Origin of the sequence: Clostridium omnivorum (assembly GCF_026012015.1) — a bacterium.
GTDB lineage: Bacteria > Bacillota > Clostridia > Clostridiales > Clostridiaceae > Clostridium_AX > Clostridium_AX omnivorum.
Window position 1 is genome coordinate 1,445,071 of the sequence record NZ_BRXR01000001.1, and the last position, 18,956, is coordinate 1,464,026.

Here is an 18,956-nt window from a genome sequence, read left to right on the forward strand (position 1 = left end):
TACTTTAAGCCACTTTTATTAACCAATATGAGTAAGTTGCAAAATTTTCACAGTTTTATAATGTTTTAAATTAAAAATTTTCTAAACAGCTTCAAAAATCATCGCTTTGTTCAGAAGCTTTAATCTTCCATCTTTAACACTAATTATTGTATTATCTACAAGGTTTGTATATTCTCCATCCTCTACTTTTATAATTATATCTCCCTGAGCTTTACCTACATTGAATACCCCAATAAGCTTTTTACTTTCCATTTTATATGATGCAACAACTACATCCTTATCTTCATCTGCATAAATTTCATAAAAACCCTTTGCCATAATTTCCTTTTTCTTTATTGTTCCAAGAGCTTTTAGTAAACTTACAAAGTCCTCTTTCATGCTCTTCCAGTTAACTTTATCAATTTCAAACAAGCTTGGAGTATTAGAATCCTGGGCTTCCTGACCTGCATATAATAATGTACATCCCTTTTGGAAATACATAAAACCTGTCCAAATTCTTAATGTTTCTTCATCCTCAATAAGTTTTTTTGCCCTTGGCTGATCGTGATTTTCTAAGAATCTTAGTTTTACATAATTATTTGGATAGATTGACTCTTGAATAGCTACTCTTTTAATATAATCTTTAAGAGACAGCTTACCATTTAAGTATCCTAAGTATTCATCATTGACATCATAATCATAAGCCATGTCAAAAGCCTGATATATTTCACTATCAGACAATCCTACAAAGCCATTTTCTCTCATTAATAATAAGAAGCTTGGATGAACACTTTCAGATAACCATATGGCATTTGGATTTATCTTAGCAACCTCTTCTCTAGCCTTAAGCCAAAAATCTAATGGCACAAGTGATGCAACATCACATCTAAAGCCATCCACTCCAAGACTTGTCCAATATTTAAGTGTTTCAATTTGATAATTCCATAATTCTTTATTGTTGTAGTCTAGGTCTACGATATCAGTCCAGTCACCAACTTTGTTCCCCATATTTCCGTTTGGCTTTTTATAAAAAAATTCTGGATGATTTTCTACTAGCCATGAATCTGGCGAGGTATGGTTGTAAACTACATCTATAATACACTTCATTCCTAGCGCATGTATTTTACTGATTACTAACTTAAAATCTTCTAGTGTACCATATTCAGGATTTACCTCTCTATAATTTTTTATTGCGTATGGGCAGCCAAGAGTACCCTTTTTATTTTTTACTCCAATAGGATGAATTGGCATAAACCATACAATATCAGTTCCTAAGGATTTTATTCTCTCTAAATCAGCTTCAACATCTTTAAAAGTACCGTTATTCCCATGATTTCTTACATACACAGAATACATAATTTGGTTTCTTAATTTTACATCAGTGTTTTTAGCCATAATACCACCCCTTAACATCATATACTGTGCAAACGAGTGCACAACTTGGTAAAAAAAATAGAACAACTATTTTATACTTATTGTACTTCAAGTAGCTGCTCCCGTAAAGATTTTTTTATGATCTATTCATCTAAGGTTCTACCAAATATTCTTGCCATTGCTCCATCTGCCCTTATGTTTAGCGGCACAATAAATATTTCAAAGTCCATTAACTCCTCTAATCTTTCTAAATTAACTAGATTTTCTCCAATAAATATGCCGCTATTCAGCAACATTTTATGTATATCAAAAGGATACATATCTGGTGATGGCAAGTCTACGCAAACAGCCTTTACTTTTTTTCTTATTAATAACTCTGCAAAGGCCTTTGTCATTACAGGGTGTTTATCAAAATAATCTTCACTATGAAAGTTCTTTGAGTGCCCTGTATTTATTGCCACAATGCACCCTTCATTAATCAATTCCTCATACCCATTTTCATAGTCAATTATATCTACATCCTTACAATTTATTAAAACCCCTTTTCCTATTAAATTATCAAGTTTTATATCAGAAATATACAGCTTGCTATTAGTCATATGCATTGGCCCATCTAGATGTGTTCCTATATGCATGCCTGTCTCAAATCTATGATTACAATAGCCATCCTTTTCAAAACTCTTTATTTCTTGAAGCTTCACCAAATCATCTCCAGGATATACAGGCATCATACTAGTTATTTCCATAGTCAAATCTATTATCATTTTGATTACATCTCCCTAAATCAAAACATATTTTCTTTCTACTTTCTCGTAACTCTTCTAATACAATACCACATTATTACAAACTATGTAATATCATTTATATTTGCTTTTACTTGTATTATATGCTATTATATAAACAGTTACATAAATATGCTTATATTTCAATATTGTGTAACAAAATTATATAAATTAATAATACTTCTCTTATCTTTAATTGATGAGAGATCGGATTTAATAAGCAAAGTTAGCTGCGGCTAACCTTGCTTATTATTTTTTTGCACCCAACTAATATATTTTAGGAGGTATGAATATTATGGAAAAAGATCTTGAATTAACATCTAATAGCCTAGTTTCAATGGACAAATTGGAAAAAAATACTGATTTAAAAGAAAAACTTTGGAATAAAGATTTTGTGCTGCTGCTTCAAGGACAAATAGTATCTGTATTTGGTGACAATATTTACGACATGGCTCTTCGTTTTTGGATTCTTGTTAATACTGGCTCCATCACATTAATGGGAATACTTATGACATCCACTATTATTCCAAGTATTTTTATTTCTCCTCTAGCAGGAACTTTTATAGATAGGCATGATAGAAGAAAAATATTAATTGCTGCTGATATTCTTAGAGGTATCTCAATACTTATTATTGGACTTCTTGCACTTAAAGGGCATTTACAAGTATGGATGATATTAATATCAGGAATTATTATGGGATTATGCAGTTCCTTTTTTAACCCTTCAATTGATTCATCTATACCTGATATTATTCCAAAGTCTAAAATACTAAAAGGAACTTCTATTTTTTCTTTAGCAAGTACCGGAAATGAAATAGTCGGAAATGCATTTGGTGGCTTTTTAGTTCAAATGTTAGGTGCCCCAATATTATTTATTTTTAATGGTCTAAGTTTTCTATTTTCAGCCTTTTGTACAGGGTTTGCGAAAATCCCCACTATTCCACAGGAAGCTAAAAATATAAGCTTTTTTAACGATTTAAAACTGGGTATGAATTTTGTTAAAAAGTCAAAAGGTCTTAAGAGTCTCTTAATCACTATGTGCTTCTTTAACTTCTGTGCTTCCATGTCAATGACCTTAACAATGCCTTGGTTTAGATCAAATAATTCTCTTGGAATTGGTTTTTATGGAATAGCAATGGCTATTAACACCTTTGGTATGTTTTTAGGTTTTACATATTTATCAATAATAGAGATAAAAAGAGAAAAGAGATTTTTTGCGCTAATTGCTAGTGGTAGTATACTTTCAATTACCATGATAATCTATTCATTAACATTAAACTTATATTTAATATCTGTTATGTTCTTTGTAGACGGGTTTTGTATAGCAGTGCTAAGCTCTATAATCCAATCAAGCATACAGCTATTTGTACCTTCAAATATCAGATCAAAAGTATTTGCCTTTAAAAATACCCTAGCCTCAGCTCTGATGCCTTTAGGAATGATTCTAGCTGGTATCCTTGGTGAAAAGCTAAGAATGAATATGATCATTTGCGCAGATTATATAGCATTTCTATTGCTGTTTGCCTATCTTTCAACCCTATCTAGTGTTAAGAAAATCGTTAATTTATAATCACCTAGAATGGCTAAAGGCGCCAGCAATCTGCCAGCGCCTTCTCTACTTCTATTATAAATAAATATGGTTTAAAATACTCTTCTTACGGCTACAAAGTCAGACCTATCAAGAGGAGATACTTTTACAACATCACCAGTTATACACTAGTTTCTAAATAATCCTCTTCTGATTTTTTAACACTAGGCATTTTCCACAGGATTAACATTCCTAGTGCCATTACTATAGTAGTTAAAATACCCGCCTCAGGCCCAAAAGTTCCGCCAGTTAAGATATTATCTTTCATAGCACTAAGATTAAATAGCCCCTTAATATTTAATCCACTTACATTGAAACCATATATACAGCCTTGAAAATAGTTCCAGGCTATATGATAGCCAATTGGCATCCATAAATTATTAGTTTTAACATACATATATCCAAATAATACTCCAAGCAATATTATATTTATTAGCCCTAGTGGTTTTACATTAGGATTTAATAAATGTAAGGCTGAAAATAATATTGAAGATAGTATTATAGACAGCCAAGGTTTTTTCATTTGGTTAAATGCAGTTATGCAATATCCTCTTGATAGCAGTTCTTCTTTAATTCCTACCATTATGAAAACTATTAACCCTAGCCATATGTCCTTTGAGAAATTAAGACTGCTTAAATTTTCAACTGTAATATTCTTAGTCCCAAGTAATACAAAGAATATTACAGACATAGATATAAGTCCAAGCAATAATCCGAAAATGAGTTCTTTACACCCTTTTTTAACTGATATCAAACCTATATCTTTGAATTTCTTTTTATCCACATGCTTTAAAAATATAAAAAGAGTTAAAAACATACATATAAAACTTATAGTATTGGTAAATAAAAAGCCGTAGGTACTTTTTTGCATAAAATCATATAGCTTATTACTAACCTCAGTAGTGCTTAGTGCTGACCCCTTACTACTGGCCATAATGTATATAGAACTTATTATTCCAAATACAAACATGGGAATAAACTCCATGATAGAGCTTAGTGAAATTACTCCAGCAATTTTCCAGCCTGATCTTACCTCATTACTTTTGTTTTTAAACACATTTGCCATAAAATCCCCCCTTTTAGTTAAATTCTAAATGTTACCATTTATGTAAAACAACTTACATTTTATATTTTAACATTATTCCAATTGCTGTTAAACAAAAAAATATAATTTAACACAAAAAAATTACCATTCATGTGATATGAACGGTAATAATGATTTTTTGTTATTTTCTATTTAGCTAAGTTTTATAGCTTCAATTACTGGAGCCGGAACATATTGAGATATATCTCTTCCATATTTGTATAGTTCCATAACCATTGAGGAGCTAACATGGCTTAAATATCCCGCTCTGATATAAATAGTCTTTAACCCAAAAGATTCATTTATTTTTGCAAGATTTTCTTCGTATTCATAGTCAATTCCATTCCTTATTCCACGAATTAAGTATTTAGTATGTTCTTTTTCTGCTAAATCTGCAATTAAACCATCAAACTTTATTACTTGGATTTTTAGGCCAAAGTCTAATTCATTAACTGACTTCTGAATTCCTTTGAGCATTAGGTCTGAGTTAATTCTACGCCTTTTATCAGGATTGTCAGCAATTGCAACAATTATTTTATCAAATAAGCAGCTTGCTTCCTTTAACACACTTAAGTGTCCAATAGTAAAGGGATCGAAAGAACCCGCATATATAGCTGTTGTCATTTTTTTCTCCTTTCAGTCGAAACACTGGGTAACTTATTCGTGCTGGTTCCCACCAGCAAGTTACCCGTAAATGTCCATTTAGGACATTTACCTCCTTTCAGTCGAACAACTGAGTTACTCATTTATGTAAAGCAACAATTTTCTAGTATATTGTATATTATAGATGATAATTTATAGCATTTCCACCTTCTAGTCTAATTTCAATTTATATTTTAAAAATAAATTTAACTTATTACACATATTTATAAATATAAAAAATTATGGTTAGGAGTGTGCTATGTATGTTAGATAAAAGTAATCATATACCTCTCTACATTCAAATCAGAGATGAAATAATGAAAAAAATAAAACAAGGCTGCTACAAAATAGATTCTAAAATTCCTACTGAGAAGGACCTGATGCTTCAATATAATGTTGGACGAGCCACTGTTAGGGAAGCTATATCACAGCTTGTAAATGAGGGCTATTTATATAAAAAGCAAGGAATAGGTACTTTTGTAGCACGTAATAAGGTTTCATCAGGCTTTGAGCCCCTTATTAGTCTTACCTATTCATTAAAAGCCAAGGGTTTTCTTGAGAAAAACTTATTAATGGAGAAAAAACTGATTACTCCAGATAAAAAATTACTGCATAAGCTAAAGTGGAAAAATGCAGCTCCTTGCTTTTATATTAGGAGAATACGATATGTTGATAATAACCCAATAGCATTAGAAACTTCCTACTTCCATAAAAGCTTTGAGGAGCAAAGCGCCTCCTTTGATTTAACAGGCTCCATCGCTAAGATTATAATCCAAGATTTAAAAAAAGATATAACCAAAATTGAACAAACTATCATATCCAGAGCTGCTTCAATCTCCGAAAGAGTTGAACTAAATCTCAAGAAAAATGAATTAGTGCTTGATATGGAACGATGGGTATATGTTAATGGTATTAAGGAATGTTTTTTCTATATTAATTTTGTAGCCCCTTGGAACATCTATTCCTTTTCTCTAGCTAGTATGTAATTTATTTTTCTAAATAAATACTATTATTGTATTCTGCAAGCATATAATACATTAAGATGTCCGGACGACCATATAACTTAAAAGGAGCAGTATATGAGTAAATCTTTAAATTACATCAATAATACTCTTCAGAAAAAAATCTCAAAGAATATTGAATGCAGGGAATGGCATTCATCCATTATACTTGAAGGCATGGTTGCTACTTGGGATGATGCTATAAAAGCAGGTAAATTTTCTGCAAAGCATGGGTATAAGGGAGTGGTAAACAGATTAGAAGTATCAAATTTATTACTTCCTAAAGTTAAAGAACCATTGATAAAAGATAATTATCTGGAAGGAAAAAAAGTTGATGTACTTATTATCGGTGGTGGTATAATTGGTGCCTCTATTGCTAGAGAACTTTCAAAATGGGATATATCTATACTCCTACTTGAAAAAGAAGAAGACCTGGCAATGCAGACTTCCTCTAGAAATGATGGTATGATTCATCCTGGCATAGAGCCAAAACCCGGATCAAAACGTTCAAAATTTAATGTTAAAGGCAATGCTATGTACACGAAAATAGCTGAGGAGCTTAATGTTCCAATTAACCGCCTTGGTTCAAATATATTATTTGATAAAAAGTGGGTTAAGCTCTTGAGTCCAGTAATTATGTCTAGAGCAAAGAATGTAGGCGTTCCAGGTGTCCAATTTCTATCAAAGAAAGAAGTTATGTGTCTTGAAAAAAATATAACCAATAATATTGAAGGTGCTGTTCATTTTAATTCTACTGCAGTTACTTCTCCTTATAAAATGACTTTAGCTTATGCTGAAAATGCTGTAATGAATGGTGCTGAGGTGTGTTTAAATACGATAGTGAAGGCTATGCACATGGAAAACCAGAATATTATAAAGGTGATGACCAATAGAGGAACCATTTATCCTAAGATAGTTGTAAATGCATCAGGAGTTTTTTCAGATTCTATTGCTAATATGGCTGGAGATCAATTTTTTACTATTCATCCTAGAAAAGGTGAGATTGTGTTCCTTGATAAAAAAAAGGGTCATCTTATTAATTCCGTAATTGCAATGCCCACACTGACCCTTGCTAAAACTGACACCAAAGGAGGCGGCGTTGTAAAGACCATTGACGGCAACATTCTTTTAGGTCCTGACGCTTACGAACAGCCGTATAAAGAAGATTTTAGCACTAATAAAAGAAATATTGATAATATATTAAATAAATTTTTACCGCTTGTTAATGGACTAAGCCGCTCTGATGTAATAACCTACTGTTCAGGAACGAGAGCTGCCACCTACGAGGAGGATTTTATAATAGAAAAATCCGAATACGTGAAAAATCTAATTCATGCTGCCGGAATTCAATCACCTGGCTTTGCCTCAGCTCCTGCTATAGCTGAGGAGATTGAAAGATTAACTTGTGAAACTCTAGCCAAAACTATGGAAGTAAAACCAAAAGAGCACTGGAATCCAATTAGAAAGAGCATTCCAGACTTATCTTCCATGAGCTTTGAAGAAAGAAGCAAGATAATTAAAAACAATCCAAGCTTTGGTGAAATTATTTGCAGATGTGAGGAAATTAGCAAGGGTGAAATAATATCCGCTATAAATTCACCTATTCCAGCTACTACTGTAGATGGAATAAAGCGAAGAGTGAGGGCCGGTATGGGACGCTGCCAAGGTGGCTTTTGCCTGCCTCTAGTTATGAATATTATTCATGAAGAAAGTGGAAAGGAAATGACTGAAATTACTAAGCTAGGCGGAAAATCAAATATACTCTTGAAAGAAACAAAAGCTGATGAAGCATATCTTAAGGAGTGAGTTTATGGAATGCTATGATGTCTTGGTAATAGGCGGAGGACCTGCAGGGCTTGCTGCAGCATTATCAGCAAAAGAAAATGGTGCAAGTACTCTTATAGTTGAAAGAGAAGCCCACCCAGGTGGAATACTTAAGCAATGTATTCACGATGGCTTTGGCCTAATTCAATTTAAAGAAAAGCTTTCTGGACCAGAATATGCAGAGAGATTTATTAAAATGGTAAAAGAGGCTGATATTAAAATACTCACTTCTACCTTTGTTATTAAAGTAGAAGAGGCTGAAAATAAATTTGTAGTTACCCTTGTAAATTCAGAGAGTGCAGTTTTTCAAATTTCAAGTAAAACCCTTGTTTTAGCTAACGGCTGTAGAGAAAGAACCTCAAAGCAAATCTTTATAAATGGAACAAGGCCCGCAGGAATACTTACAGCTGGTACTGCACAATTTTTTGTAAATATAGCCGGTTATCTACCCTGTAAAAAATGTATTATACTTGGCAGTGGTGATATAGGTCTTATTATGGCTAGAAGACTTAAACTGGAAGGCGCCGAGGTACTAGGAGTATATGAAGCTAAGCCTTCACCTTCAGGCCTTACTAGAAATATTGTCCAATGCCTTAATGACTATTCTATTCCTCTCTATCTCTCTAAAACTATTACAAGAGTATTTGGAACGGATAGAATTGAAGCAGCTGAGATAGTTAGTTTAGATGAAAATATGAATCCTATTAAAGGCACTGAAGAGACAATTAAGTGTGATGGAATAATTTTATCCGTGGGTTTAATACCTGAAAATGAAATTTCGGAAGCCCTTGAAATTGCTTTAGACTCTAGTACTAAAGGGCCTTATGTTGATGAAAACTTTATGACACTAAAAGAAGGTGTTTTTTCCTGTGGAAATGTACTTCATGTAAATGACCTAGTAGATTACGTTTCTGAGAGCGGTAAATTGGCTGGTGCTAACGCTGCTAAATACTCAAAGGATAACCTTTCAAGAGAACTCATTCCTATTAAAGCTCCTAAAGATGACTTTCTTTATGTGGTTCCTCAATTTATTAATAAAACTGCAGATGGTGAAGTGGTAATTTACTTTAGATCAAAGGATATAAGAGAAAACACATCAGTAACCATAAAATGTGGAAGCAAAATCCTATACAATAAAAACTACCTGAAAATAAAACCGCCTGAAATGGAAAGGATTAAATTAGACTTGTCTGGAGTAGACCTAAAAAATGAACAGTTCATCGAGTTAATTATGGCTTAATAGATTGTATATATGGAGGAATAGCAATGCAAAATTTCACCTGTATTGTATGTCCTAATGGCTGCTCTCTTACTGTAGAAAAGTTAGAGAACACCTGGCATGTAAATGGGAACAAATGCAAAAGGGGTATAGACTTTGCTATATCTGAGATTACTGATCCTAAGAGAAGCTTATGTACAACAGTAAAAACAACTTTTAAAAAGCTTCCTAGACTGCCTGTAAGGACTGATGGTGAAATACCACTAAAAGATGTTTTTGCAGCAATGCAGGTGCTTAATAAGATAAAAATAGAAAGACTTTATCACAGCGGGGAAGTTGTGGTTTCAAATATTCTTGATACTGGTGTGAATGTTATTTCCACCTCAGATATGTATTACTTTTTAGAGGAGGAATCATTGTGAGGGAGGAGTTATTCCTTGTAATAGACTGCGGTACTCAAAGTGTAAGAGCAATTATTTTTGATACGAAGGGCAGCCTTATAGATAAAGTAAAGATAGAAATAGAGCCTTATTTTTCAAATTATCCAGGTTATGCAGAACAACATGCAGATATCTACTGGGAAAAACTCTGTGAAGCCTGTAAAAGCTTAAAAGAAAAACAAGCTGGAATTTGGAACAGGATAATAGGAGTTAGTATAACTACCCTTAGGGATACTGGAATAAATATTGATGCACATGGAAATCCCTTAAGGCCTGCAATAATTTGGCTTGATCAGCGTATGGCCAAATGCAGCAAAAGTCTTCCTTTAAAAGACAATATGATGTTTTCGGCAATAGGTATGAATAGGGCAGTAGAGATTACAAGAAAAAAGAGTAAAGCTAATTGGATTAAGGAAAACCAACCAAAGCTCTGGAAAAAGACCTGTAAATATATGCTTTTATCTGGCTATCTCACCTTTAAGCTTACAGGATGTATGGTGGATTCTATAGCGAATCAAATAGGCCATATTCCCTTTGATTACAAAAATAAATGCTGGCCGGAACATGAAAGCAATTATAGATATTCTGTATTTGGAGTGGAAAGAGAAAAATTGCCTGAACTCGTAAGTCCAGGCGCTACTATAGGAAAAATATCAATGGAGGTATCTAATTTAACTGGCATAAATGAAGGAACTGCTGTTATTGCCTCCGGTTCCGATAAGGGCTGTGAAACACTTGGTGTTGGCTGTGTAGACACTAGCAGTGCTAGTCTAAGCTTTGGAACAACTGCTACTGTTCAAACAACCTCCCATAAGTATTTTGAGCCTCTAAAGTTCCTGCCCGCTTATCCATCTCTAATTCCAGACTGTTATAATCCAGAAGTTGAAATATTCCGCGGCTACTGGATGATTAGCTGGTTTAAAAAAGAGTTTGGCACAAGAGAAATGCTTGAAGCCTCTGAAAAAAATATACCTCCTGAAGTTTTACTAAATGAGAGATTAAATGAAGTCCCCCCTGGTTCCTACGGTCTTATTCTTCAACCCTTTTGGGGACCTGGTCTAAAGATGCCTGAAGCTAAAGGAGCGATTATTGGCTTTGGTGATGTGCATACTAGAGCTCACATATATAGGGCAATTATTGAAGGAATAAACTATGCACTATTAGATGGTGTAGAAAAAATAGAAAAAAAGTCAAGCACCCATGTGGAGAGAATAATGGTATCTGGCGGCGGCTCCCAAAGTGATGGAATATGCCAAATAACAGCGGATATGTTCAATAGACCTGTATATAGGGGGCAGACCTATGAGACTTCTGGCCTTGGCGCAGCAATAAATGGCTTTGTAGGTACAGGCATTTATAATTCTTACCAGGAGGCTGTTAAAAATATGGTCCATCACTGCCATATTTTTGAACCCGATAAAGCTAATTCTGAAATATATAGAAAGCTCTATGAAAGAGTATACAAAAGGATATATCCAAAACTAAGTTCATTATATACAGAAATACAGCAGATATTGAATTATCCTGAATTTTAATATTATAAATGGGGGATTTTATTATGGGTAAAAAAGAAACTGAATATTGTCCTAAATGGTATGAAGAAGCACCACCTGAAAATTCTTATAGATCTATATTAAAATGGGGAGATCCTAAAGAGTTTAAGCATCCAAATCAAGGGCTCTATAAATTAATGAAAAAGACTTTTAATATGACAGATGAGGATTTCAAAACCACTGAAAAAATGGGCTTGGAAAAAGTAGACTTTGATAGGAAGATTAACCTTTCAGAGCAGCAGATAAATACCTTTAAAAATATAGTTGGAAATGAAAATGTAAAGAGTGACAACTATTCCAGGCTCCAAATAGCTTACGGTAAAACAATGCTTGACCTTATGAGGCTTAGAGAAGGAATAGTTGAAAATATCCCTGACCTTGTAATTCACCCGAGAAACAAAGAAGACATAATAAAAATAGTAAGCTTTTGTAATGAAGAAAAAATTCCTGTCTATGTATACGGCGGAGGCTCCTCTGTTACCAGAGGCGTGGAATGCATTAACGGTGGAATTTCTCTAGATATGAGAGTACATATGAATAAAGTTATTGAATTTAATGAGACAAACCAAACTATTACTGTAGAAGCTGGCATGTCTGGTCCTGACCTAGAGAAGACTCTTAATAATGCAAAGAGCTTATTTAATGCAAAGAGAGCCTATACTTGCGGCCACTTTCCTCAATCCTTTGAGTATTCCTGTGTAGGTGGCTGGGTTGTAACAAGAGGAGCAGGGCAAAACTCTACCTACTTTGGAAAAATTGAAGATATAGTTGTCAGCCAGGAATATGTAACCCCTGCAGGCATTATAAAGACTGAAGCTTATCCTGCTCAGGCTACTGGCCCTTCCATTGATGAAATAATGATGGGGAGCGAAGGTGCCTTTGGAGTGCTTATTTCTGCTACCTTAAAGATATTTAGATATATGCCTGAAAATCAAAGGCGCTTCAGCTACATGTTTAAGACTTGGGACGAGGCTCTAGATGCTGCAAGAGAAATAATGCAGGGACAGTTTGGATATCCTTCTGTTTTTAGGCTTTCTGATCCTGAAGAAACTGATGTAATGATGAAGCTGTATGGTGTGGAAGGTACTGTCATAGACAAAGCTCTAAATGCAAAAGGATATAAATCCGGCGAAAGATGCATGTTTCTTGGTTTTACTGATGGAGAAAGTGCCTTTACAAAAGTAATCAAAAGAAATGTGCATAAAATCTGTAAAATCCATGGTGCTATGTATACCACTGGTTATGTAACTAAGGGCTGGGAAAAAGGCCGGTTTAAAGATCCATATATGAGAGAAGATTTGCAGGACTACGGGTTAATGATTGATACTCTGGAATGCAGCGTAACTTGGGATACCATGAAAGAGGTTCATGCAGGAGTAAGAAGCTACTGCAAGAGCAGGCCAAATACCATATGTATGACTCATATGTCCCACGTATACCCTCAAGGAGCTAACCTTTATTTTATCTTTATTGCAAAGATGAATACAATTGACGAATATCTTAATTATCAATACGGCATATTAGATAATATTCAAAAGTACGGAGCTGCAATGAGCCACCATCACGGCATTGGTAAAATGACAGCCCCTTGGCTTGAAGCTCAAATTGGCAAAAATCAAATGGATGTATTTAGATCACTAAAAAATCACTTTGATCCTAATAACATTATGAACCCAGGTGGAACTCTTGGTTTAGATCTTAAAGCTGAAGACAAAAGATTTGTAAAAGAATAATATAAATAACCTCTATGAATTCATTATATACTTACAAAAATCGTTAAACTATAAAAGAATACTTCATACATTTAAAATATGAAGCATTCTTTTATATTATTTAACTACTTTTATAGTTTTTACAACATTAGGTACATCCGCTTGAAGTTTTTTATAATCATTATACTCTTTATGCTCTGGTGGAAACCCTATATCTCTTGGCCCATCAACAACGTAGGAAATTCCTTTTGCCACAATATTTTTTTGATTTCCTACTTTATATAAAGGTTCATCAGCATTAGGTACTTCCTTAGCTATGCAGAAAATTAGTCCTGACCCCTCCGGCACAGCTTCAGTGGGTTTGAAAAAAATATTTATACCTTCACTTGCTTCCTTAATAGTATACTTTCCACTCCAGCTTGCAGGTAAGGTAAAGGAAATGCCAAGCTTATTATTATTATAAATAAAATTTTGTTTGACCTCATTATTAGATTTTATCTCTTGAGTAGGGTTTTCTGTAGATGTTCCTTTTGTATTTGTATTTGCCGCAGGTACATCCTTGGAATTAGTTACAGGTGTATCTTTGGTGTTAGAAGCAGTTCCATTATTCTCATTTGAACCAGCAGGTGATGTGTTCTTCTCTACATTCGTATTAGTTTTTGGTACATCTTCAACATGTGGTCCGCCAATTATATCTAGGTTCTTGAATTGACTTATTGCTAGTGAAGATAAAAATATTATTGCAATAACTGCGGCTGCCCCTAAAGCATACTTAAAAGAATTTCTTTTCATATAAAAGCCTAACTTATTCATAAAACTCTTATTATACCTTTCCTTATCTATACTTTGTAATATTTCATATCTTGAGCTTGTAAAGCTATCATTCTGTGAAAAAGCCATACCATTTATTGCTTTATATGACCCGTACTCCATCTCGTAGGCCATACTGCACTTTTCACATTTACTCATATGTTTTTCCATAGCTTCATTAACATCCTCTGATAGTTCACCAGCTATATAATCCTTTAATGATTTTGAAAAAGTTCTGCAATTCATAAAGCTTTACACCTCTTTTCATCTAAATACTTATTATACTTATCCCAAAGTCTATAATATTTTGTTTTAACAGTAGACACATTTACATTTAATATATCTGCTATATCGGAAAACTTCATGTCCTCATTTAAGCCTTTTAGTATAATAATTTGTCTAGTAATATCATCTAAACATTTTATGAAGTTTTCCAATTCCTCCTTGGTTTCTTTAAACTCAAAGTGCTGTTCAGGCATAGGCTCCTTAGATGAAATATCAAAGGCTTCCTCAATACTTAACTTGATTATTCTTTTATTTCTTCTTATATAATCTATACTCTTATTTCTAGCAATCTGATAAATCCAGCTAGAAAGCTTGCTTTTTCCTCTATAAGTATAGAGTTTATTATATAATGTTATAAAAACATCTTGAGTTATATCCTTTGCTTCTTCTGGTTCTTTAACCATTGCTAAGATAAACCTGTATATTGAAGACTCATATCTATAGATGATTTCATTAAAGCTGTTTATATTGCCATTCAATACACTTTTCACTAATTCCAAATCTTCCACTTCGCATAACACCATCCTTATCAAGCAACACACAACAATTCATTATTTATGCTTCCCATTTCACTATATAGACGAAGTAATATGTGGAAAAGTTTCAATAATTTTATTATTTGTTAAAAAATATTAAAATTATAAAGAACCAACTTTTCAGCCGGTTCTCTAGAAAATACTACCTATAAGAAAAATAATCAAAATATGAACAACTTCTTCCTCTACTTTATCCCAACAAGAGAAATCAGTCCATTTGCTAAGGTCTCTCCCCAAGATAAATAATCATGACCTCCATTAAACCATTGAAGATCAACATTATAGCCTTTATCCATTAAAACATCTCTTAAATTTATATTAGGATCAATAATTTTATACTTAGTTTCTAAAACTCCCATATCTAAATAAAATTTAAGTGACAGCTTATTTGTTTCCTTAAACTTTGTACTAATCCAACAATCCCCATTAATGCTGCTATAGCCCTCTGGTTCATAGCAAAAGTAGCCCGATTGAGAAAGCACATTTCCAAAAGTATCAGGATATTTCAAACCTAAGTAAGCTGCCGTCAATCCTCCTAAACTAAGCCCACATATTATAGCATCTTCTGGTCTTTCAGTAATATTATAACTTTGTCTAACCCATGGAATAATTTCTTTAGCAACAACCCTACAAAAAGAATCATTACACTTAAGCTCTTTTCCTCTATTCTCTGTAGAATCAATAAATATCGCTACTATAGGTGCTATCTTTTTAAAAGCTATAAGATTATTCAAGGTTTCTATTGCAGAAAGAAGCCTTATATAATCATCACCATCATTTAGTACCATAAATCCATATGGCTTTTCATACTTATTATATCCATAAGGTGTATATACCCTGATTCTATGCTTGTCCGCTAAATTTTCACTTTTAAACTTATACTCCTCTAGGTTTCCCTTTGGTACACCTTTTATTTCTTTAGACCAAATATCTTCTTGTGATTTTGGCATTATAACATATGAACCTTTCTCCTCTGGACTTTCCTCACTAAAAATCAATAGATTTTTACAATATATATCATACTTAACTCTACTGCAAAATCTATCGTTCCAATTATCATCCAATGGATCATTTGGTGAAAAATAATATACAAATCTCAAGTTATTTTTCACTTCATAGGTTATATACCAAAGGTCTGTTTCCATTAGTCTCTCCATTTTAAAATCTTTATAATTATCTTTAAATCTATCCAAGCCTATGTCAGGCACAAACAAAACACTTGCGCATTCTTTATTGCCTTCATATATGAAAGTAACTAAATTATTTTCGCAATCATTTTCTATATCTTCTATTATTGGAGCACCACTTTTCTTCAAATTTGATAAAAACTCCTCTATAGCACTATTTCCATACTTTTTGATTTTTTCTTCTAGTTGATAGATACTATTACTTTTTAATTTTGATTTTTTCATACTAGTTTTTCACCTCTATTCTTAAAAACTAAATATTGAACTATATTTAACAATTTAATTACATACCTAGCTCCTTTAAGGTTTCACAACAAATTCGTTCTGGGACATTTTCTTTCATAAGTTTCAGTAGGCTCCCAAGTCCTTTGTAATGTAAGTGTATTTTTATCTTAGTTTCGCCGTCACTTACTGTAATTTCCTTTGACGATTTATTGTATTTTACTTTTTTAACGTACTTCCATTTTATTTTTTTAGAACCTCCACTGAAGCCTGTATATGATATTTCCTGAGAATCCGCTTCTACTCTTGTATTTCTTGTGTACAAGATTAGAATAGCTCCTAATATAACGAACAATGCTATAAATATCAAAGCATATATCCAATCTTCACTTGAAAAAGCTCCACTTATAAATGCTATAATAGTTACTACAATTGAAACAATTACTGAAAAAATACCAACAATTCCATAGATAGTATTCATTTTTAAAATAATTCTTCCGTTTTCCTGATGCTTAGGTTCTTCATAAATACCATTATCTAAGATTCTCATTAGCATTTTTATAATAAATCTCATAAGTATTCTATCTCCTTAATTTCTATATTTATATTTCTAATCTCTGTCAATTTTTAAAAGTATTTTTTACTCTAGCTGATTTGGTTAAATATAGTGACCAAATTCCTGATATCAAAAACGACATAGCTATATTATTATTATCTTCAATATTAAGTAGTGAAGATAATAATAAAGTTATAATTTGAAAACATAAATTGCTGATAAAATATATAATCATATATTTAGGAAATTTATTCTTCTTTTTAAAAAATAAAAATAAGTTGTAACTAGAAAAAGCAAAAAGTATCAAACAACCTATTAGTTCAAAAATAATAGCCATCGCTAAAGTATTGTTAGCAGCATAAATTATAGTGAAATTTGTATTAATAAACACCTTTATGAATGTACTTATAAAAGTAAGTAAATACACAATTGGGCTTCCTACTATTCCGAATGCAAGTAAAATGAGCCATCCCCCTATACCTTCAATTTCTAAATTCTGTACATTATTTCTTTTAAGTTGATTCATTGTTTTCCCCCTTTTTCAATTAATACCAAACTCTTTGTGCTAATCTAATAATTATTTTTATTCAGCAGATATATTTCTTTTGAATATGCCCCAAATAATTATTACTAACATAAAGTTAAATATATTTTTTACATATTAATACGCAAAGTTTAATATTCTACCAATAAGTTAAAACTCCTCCATTTTATGTAAAGCTATTTTTAAAAATAAAAAAAATAGCACTAAATTGCTAAAATTAGTGCTATTTTAATCTTCTACTATTTGATTAATATTTTATGGACTTCATCCTCTTCTTCATGAGCAAAATCTATTCCAAGAGTTATGAGCTCTGTTATAACATCTACTGCTAATTCTTCATTCATGGAAGCAAGTCCATTATTTTGAAGTCCTTCAACTATTGTATTTAAATTTGTATTATTTTTAGTAGCAAATTTTTCTCTTAGATCCCTTGCCTCTTCCTTAGACAATTTTCTGATATCATAAGACATATAAATTCCCCCTTTATGCTGTGAATGTAGTATAATGCATTCTTGCTTATTCCATCCTCATAAAAAATAATTATCATTTTATTTTTATTTTATTTGTACATAGTTTATTCAGTTTAGTAAAAAATAAAAGTAGGAATGTTTTACAAATTATTACCCCCAATTATAGATAAATTAATACATCTATAATTATTCTACTAAATAGTACAAATTCCTTTATATGAAATATTATAAAAGTAAAAAATTCCACTGCATCCATTTATTTTTTTATAAAAAATAAAACTCATGGCTTTTGTGCCATGAGTTAGTTTAGCAAAAGTTAGTGTCCTCTATGCTTTTCCTTTTTCTTTTGCTGTTTTTGTTCATATTTTTTTCTTTTTTCTTCTTCAGCTATTTCTTTTGAGGCTTTTTTTCTCTCAAGCTTTTTTGCTTCCATTTCAAGTTTCATAGCTGTTTGAGCTTTTGTACCTATTCCAGCACTTTTTACTTCATTTTTTATTTTTCTTTGAATTCTTTTAGGGTTTTCTTTTTTATCACTGCCTTCTACCTTTAAACTTGCTCTGCTAAAAGATATACAATAATATTTTGAATTGACAACCTCATATACCTGAAAATCCTTAGGCTCTTCGCCAAAGGTTATTTTAGCAACTTCAAGCTTATCACCATAGCATCTTTCGAAAACCCCAACCCAAAAAGGTTCCTCAAAGAAAACTGTTAGCTTAATACTAGCTATATTATTCATTTTTGCTCCTCCTGTTATACAAATTACAACAGAGAACGGACGACCCAGGAGGGAAGGCTACTGCTGCAAGAATAAACACAAAAACCTCAAAGTATCTATCCTTACAGGTTCGGACTACCAACCGAACTGTGTTTTTATCTCCATATTGTATTATACTAGAGACTTATTTAAAAATCACTAGAATTAATAATTAATCAAATCTCACTCTAGAACCAGTGTAGAAAAATTCAGTATGTCTGCAATTCGGACAAACATATATCTCAAAGCTAAGGTGCTCTTCTACATCAAATATAGCTCCTAATATTCCTCTATTATTATCCTGTGAATCAAATCTGTATTCCTTTAAATAATTCATTTGACTTTTACATCTCAAACATTCAATTTGTCTTTCCATGACTAATCTCCTTTA

General features: G+C 32.4%; 19 protein-coding genes. 7 read left to right on the forward strand and 12 right to left on the reverse strand.

Features of this window, described 5'->3' with window-relative positions; translation table 11 throughout:
- Positions 1 to 81: 81 nt before the first annotated feature.
- On the reverse strand, positions 82 to 1,374 hold the full coding sequence (locus bsdE14_RS06645) for an alpha-amylase family glycosyl hydrolase (RefSeq protein WP_264849169.1): 1,293 nt from the start codon (positions 1,372 to 1,374) through the stop codon (positions 82 to 84).
- A 122-nt stretch (positions 1,375 to 1,496) separates the two neighbouring features.
- Positions 1,497 to 2,117, reverse strand: coding sequence for a cyclase family protein (locus bsdE14_RS06650; RefSeq protein WP_264849170.1), 621 nt, complete (start codon positions 2,115 to 2,117; stop codon positions 1,497 to 1,499).
- A gap of 313 nt (positions 2,118 to 2,430) precedes the next feature.
- Here bsdE14_RS06650 and bsdE14_RS06655 point away from each other — a divergent pair, with 313 nt between their 5' ends.
- Positions 2,431 to 3,705 (forward strand): MFS transporter, encoded by a 1,275-nt coding sequence (locus bsdE14_RS06655; protein WP_264849171.1) that lies wholly within the window; start codon positions 2,431 to 2,433, stop codon positions 3,703 to 3,705.
- A gap of 139 nt (positions 3,706 to 3,844) precedes the next feature.
- Here the strand turns inward: bsdE14_RS06655 and bsdE14_RS06660 are convergent, their stop codons facing one another.
- The gene (locus tag bsdE14_RS06660) at positions 3,845 to 4,789 is read right to left on the reverse strand and encodes a CPBP family intramembrane glutamic endopeptidase (protein WP_264849172.1); all 945 of its coding nucleotides are present in this window, start codon (positions 4,787 to 4,789) and stop codon (positions 3,845 to 3,847) included.
- Positions 4,790 to 4,960: 171 nt separating this feature from the next.
- Positions 4,961 to 5,431 (reverse strand): pantetheine-phosphate adenylyltransferase, encoded by a 471-nt coding sequence (coaD, locus tag bsdE14_RS06665; protein ID WP_264849173.1) that lies wholly within the window; start codon positions 5,429 to 5,431, stop codon positions 4,961 to 4,963.
- Between the two features lie 281 nt (positions 5,432 to 5,712).
- Between coaD and bsdE14_RS06670 the strand changes: the two genes are divergently transcribed.
- The 6 genes from bsdE14_RS06670 (at position 5,713) to bsdE14_RS06695 (ending at position 13,219) form a co-directional block, all read left to right on the forward strand.
- Positions 5,713 to 6,435 carry a GntR family transcriptional regulator gene (locus tag bsdE14_RS06670; RefSeq protein ID WP_264849174.1) on the forward strand — a complete coding sequence of 241 codons (723 nt, stop codon included), beginning with the start codon at positions 5,713 to 5,715 and terminating at the stop codon, positions 6,433 to 6,435.
- 93 nt (positions 6,436 to 6,528) lie between these two features.
- The gene (locus bsdE14_RS06675; protein ID WP_264849175.1) at positions 6,529 to 8,256 is read left to right on the forward strand and encodes an NAD(P)/FAD-dependent oxidoreductase; all 1,728 of its coding nucleotides are present in this window, start codon (positions 6,529 to 6,531) and stop codon (positions 8,254 to 8,256) included.
- Between the two features lie 4 nt (positions 8,257 to 8,260).
- A complete protein-coding gene (locus bsdE14_RS06680) occupies positions 8,261 to 9,514 on the forward strand; it encodes an NAD(P)/FAD-dependent oxidoreductase (RefSeq protein WP_264849176.1) in 1,254 nt (417 codons plus the stop codon).
- Between the two features lie 26 nt (positions 9,515 to 9,540).
- Positions 9,541 to 9,915, forward strand: coding sequence for a DUF1667 domain-containing protein (locus bsdE14_RS06685; RefSeq protein ID WP_264849177.1), 375 nt, complete (start codon positions 9,541 to 9,543; stop codon positions 9,913 to 9,915).
- Complete coding sequence (locus bsdE14_RS06690) at positions 9,912 to 11,468, forward strand: FGGY-family carbohydrate kinase (RefSeq protein WP_264849178.1); 1,557 nt, start codon at positions 9,912 to 9,914, stop codon at positions 11,466 to 11,468. The genes bsdE14_RS06685 and bsdE14_RS06690 overlap by 4 nt, the downstream gene beginning before the upstream one ends.
- A 23-nt stretch (positions 11,469 to 11,491) precedes the next feature.
- Positions 11,492 to 13,219, forward strand: coding sequence for an FAD-binding oxidoreductase (locus bsdE14_RS06695; protein WP_264849179.1), 1,728 nt, complete (start codon positions 11,492 to 11,494; stop codon positions 13,217 to 13,219).
- A gap of 96 nt (positions 13,220 to 13,315) precedes the next feature.
- On the opposite strand, the gene bsdE14_RS06700 is transcribed toward bsdE14_RS06695, so the two are convergent.
- The 8 genes from bsdE14_RS06700 to bsdE14_RS06735 form a co-directional block, all read right to left on the reverse strand.
- Positions 13,316 to 14,254 (reverse strand): zf-HC2 domain-containing protein, encoded by a 939-nt coding sequence (locus tag bsdE14_RS06700; RefSeq protein WP_264849180.1) that lies wholly within the window; start codon positions 14,252 to 14,254, stop codon positions 13,316 to 13,318.
- Complete coding sequence (locus bsdE14_RS06705; protein WP_264849181.1) at positions 14,251 to 14,802, reverse strand: RNA polymerase sigma factor; 552 nt, start codon at positions 14,800 to 14,802, stop codon at positions 14,251 to 14,253. Before bsdE14_RS06705 ends, bsdE14_RS06700 begins: the two co-directional genes overlap by 4 nt.
- 212 nt (positions 14,803 to 15,014) lie before the next feature.
- Positions 15,015 to 16,241 carry an alpha/beta hydrolase-fold protein gene (locus bsdE14_RS06710; RefSeq protein WP_264849182.1) on the reverse strand — a complete coding sequence of 409 codons (1,227 nt, stop codon included), beginning with the start codon at positions 16,239 to 16,241 and terminating at the stop codon, positions 15,015 to 15,017.
- 58 nt (positions 16,242 to 16,299) lie between these two features.
- The gene (locus bsdE14_RS06715; protein ID WP_264849183.1) at positions 16,300 to 16,812 is read right to left on the reverse strand and encodes a hypothetical protein; all 513 of its coding nucleotides are present in this window, start codon (positions 16,810 to 16,812) and stop codon (positions 16,300 to 16,302) included.
- A gap of 46 nt (positions 16,813 to 16,858) precedes the next feature.
- Positions 16,859 to 17,320 (reverse strand): DUF2569 domain-containing protein, encoded by a 462-nt coding sequence (locus bsdE14_RS06720; RefSeq protein WP_264849184.1) that lies wholly within the window; start codon positions 17,318 to 17,320, stop codon positions 16,859 to 16,861.
- Between the two features lie 257 nt (positions 17,321 to 17,577).
- Positions 17,578 to 17,808, reverse strand: a complete 231-nt coding sequence (locus bsdE14_RS06725) for a hypothetical protein (protein WP_264849185.1) — start codon at positions 17,806 to 17,808, stop codon at positions 17,578 to 17,580.
- A 316-nt stretch (positions 17,809 to 18,124) separates the two neighbouring features.
- Positions 18,125 to 18,547, reverse strand: a complete 423-nt coding sequence (locus tag bsdE14_RS06730; protein ID WP_264849186.1) for a YjdF family protein — start codon at positions 18,545 to 18,547, stop codon at positions 18,125 to 18,127.
- Between the two features lie 190 nt (positions 18,548 to 18,737).
- Positions 18,738 to 18,941: a zinc ribbon domain-containing protein gene (locus bsdE14_RS06735; protein WP_264849187.1), complete on the reverse strand. Its 204-nt coding sequence runs from the start codon at positions 18,939 to 18,941 to the stop codon at positions 18,738 to 18,740.
- Positions 18,942 to 18,956: the final 15 nt, after the last annotated feature.

Coding starts and splice junctions, on each gene's coding strand:
- bsdE14_RS06700 (WP_264849180.1), bottom strand. CDS start 14,254: ATGAATTGCAGAACTTTTTCAAAATCATTAAAGGATTATATAGCTGGT.
- bsdE14_RS06730 (WP_264849186.1), bottom strand. CDS start 18,547: ATGAATAATATAGCTAGTATTAAGCTAACAGTTTTCTTTGAGGAACCT.
- bsdE14_RS06720 (WP_264849184.1), bottom strand. CDS start 17,320: ATGAATCAACTTAAAAGAAATAATGTACAGAATTTAGAAATTGAAGGT.
- bsdE14_RS06725 (WP_264849185.1), bottom strand. CDS start 17,808: ATGTCTTATGATATCAGAAAATTGTCTAAGGAAGAGGCAAGGGATCTA.
- coaD (WP_264849173.1), bottom strand. CDS start 5,431: ATGACAACAGCTATATATGCGGGTTCTTTCGATCCCTTTACTATTGGA.
- bsdE14_RS06695 (WP_264849179.1), top strand. CDS start 11,492: ATGGGTAAAAAAGAAACTGAATATTGTCCTAAATGGTATGAAGAAGCA.
- bsdE14_RS06655 (WP_264849171.1), top strand. CDS start 2,431: ATGGAAAAAGATCTTGAATTAACATCTAATAGCCTAGTTTCAATGGAC.
- bsdE14_RS06660 (WP_264849172.1), bottom strand. CDS start 4,789: ATGGCAAATGTGTTTAAAAACAAAAGTAATGAGGTAAGATCAGGCTGG.
- bsdE14_RS06680 (WP_264849176.1), top strand. CDS start 8,261: ATGGAATGCTATGATGTCTTGGTAATAGGCGGAGGACCTGCAGGGCTT.
- bsdE14_RS06710 (WP_264849182.1), bottom strand. CDS start 16,241: ATGAAAAAATCAAAATTAAAAAGTAATAGTATCTATCAACTAGAAGAA.
- bsdE14_RS06685 (WP_264849177.1), top strand. CDS start 9,541: ATGCAAAATTTCACCTGTATTGTATGTCCTAATGGCTGCTCTCTTACT.
- bsdE14_RS06645 (WP_264849169.1), bottom strand. CDS start 1,374: ATGGCTAAAAACACTGATGTAAAATTAAGAAACCAAATTATGTATTCT.
- bsdE14_RS06715 (WP_264849183.1), bottom strand. CDS start 16,812: ATGAGATTTATTATAAAAATGCTAATGAGAATCTTAGATAATGGTATT.
- bsdE14_RS06670 (WP_264849174.1), top strand. CDS start 5,713: ATGTTAGATAAAAGTAATCATATACCTCTCTACATTCAAATCAGAGAT.
- bsdE14_RS06675 (WP_264849175.1), top strand. CDS start 6,529: ATGAGTAAATCTTTAAATTACATCAATAATACTCTTCAGAAAAAAATC.
- bsdE14_RS06650 (WP_264849170.1), bottom strand. CDS start 2,117: ATGATAATAGATTTGACTATGGAAATAACTAGTATGATGCCTGTATAT.
- bsdE14_RS06735 (WP_264849187.1), bottom strand. CDS start 18,941: ATGGAAAGACAAATTGAATGTTTGAGATGTAAAAGTCAAATGAATTAT.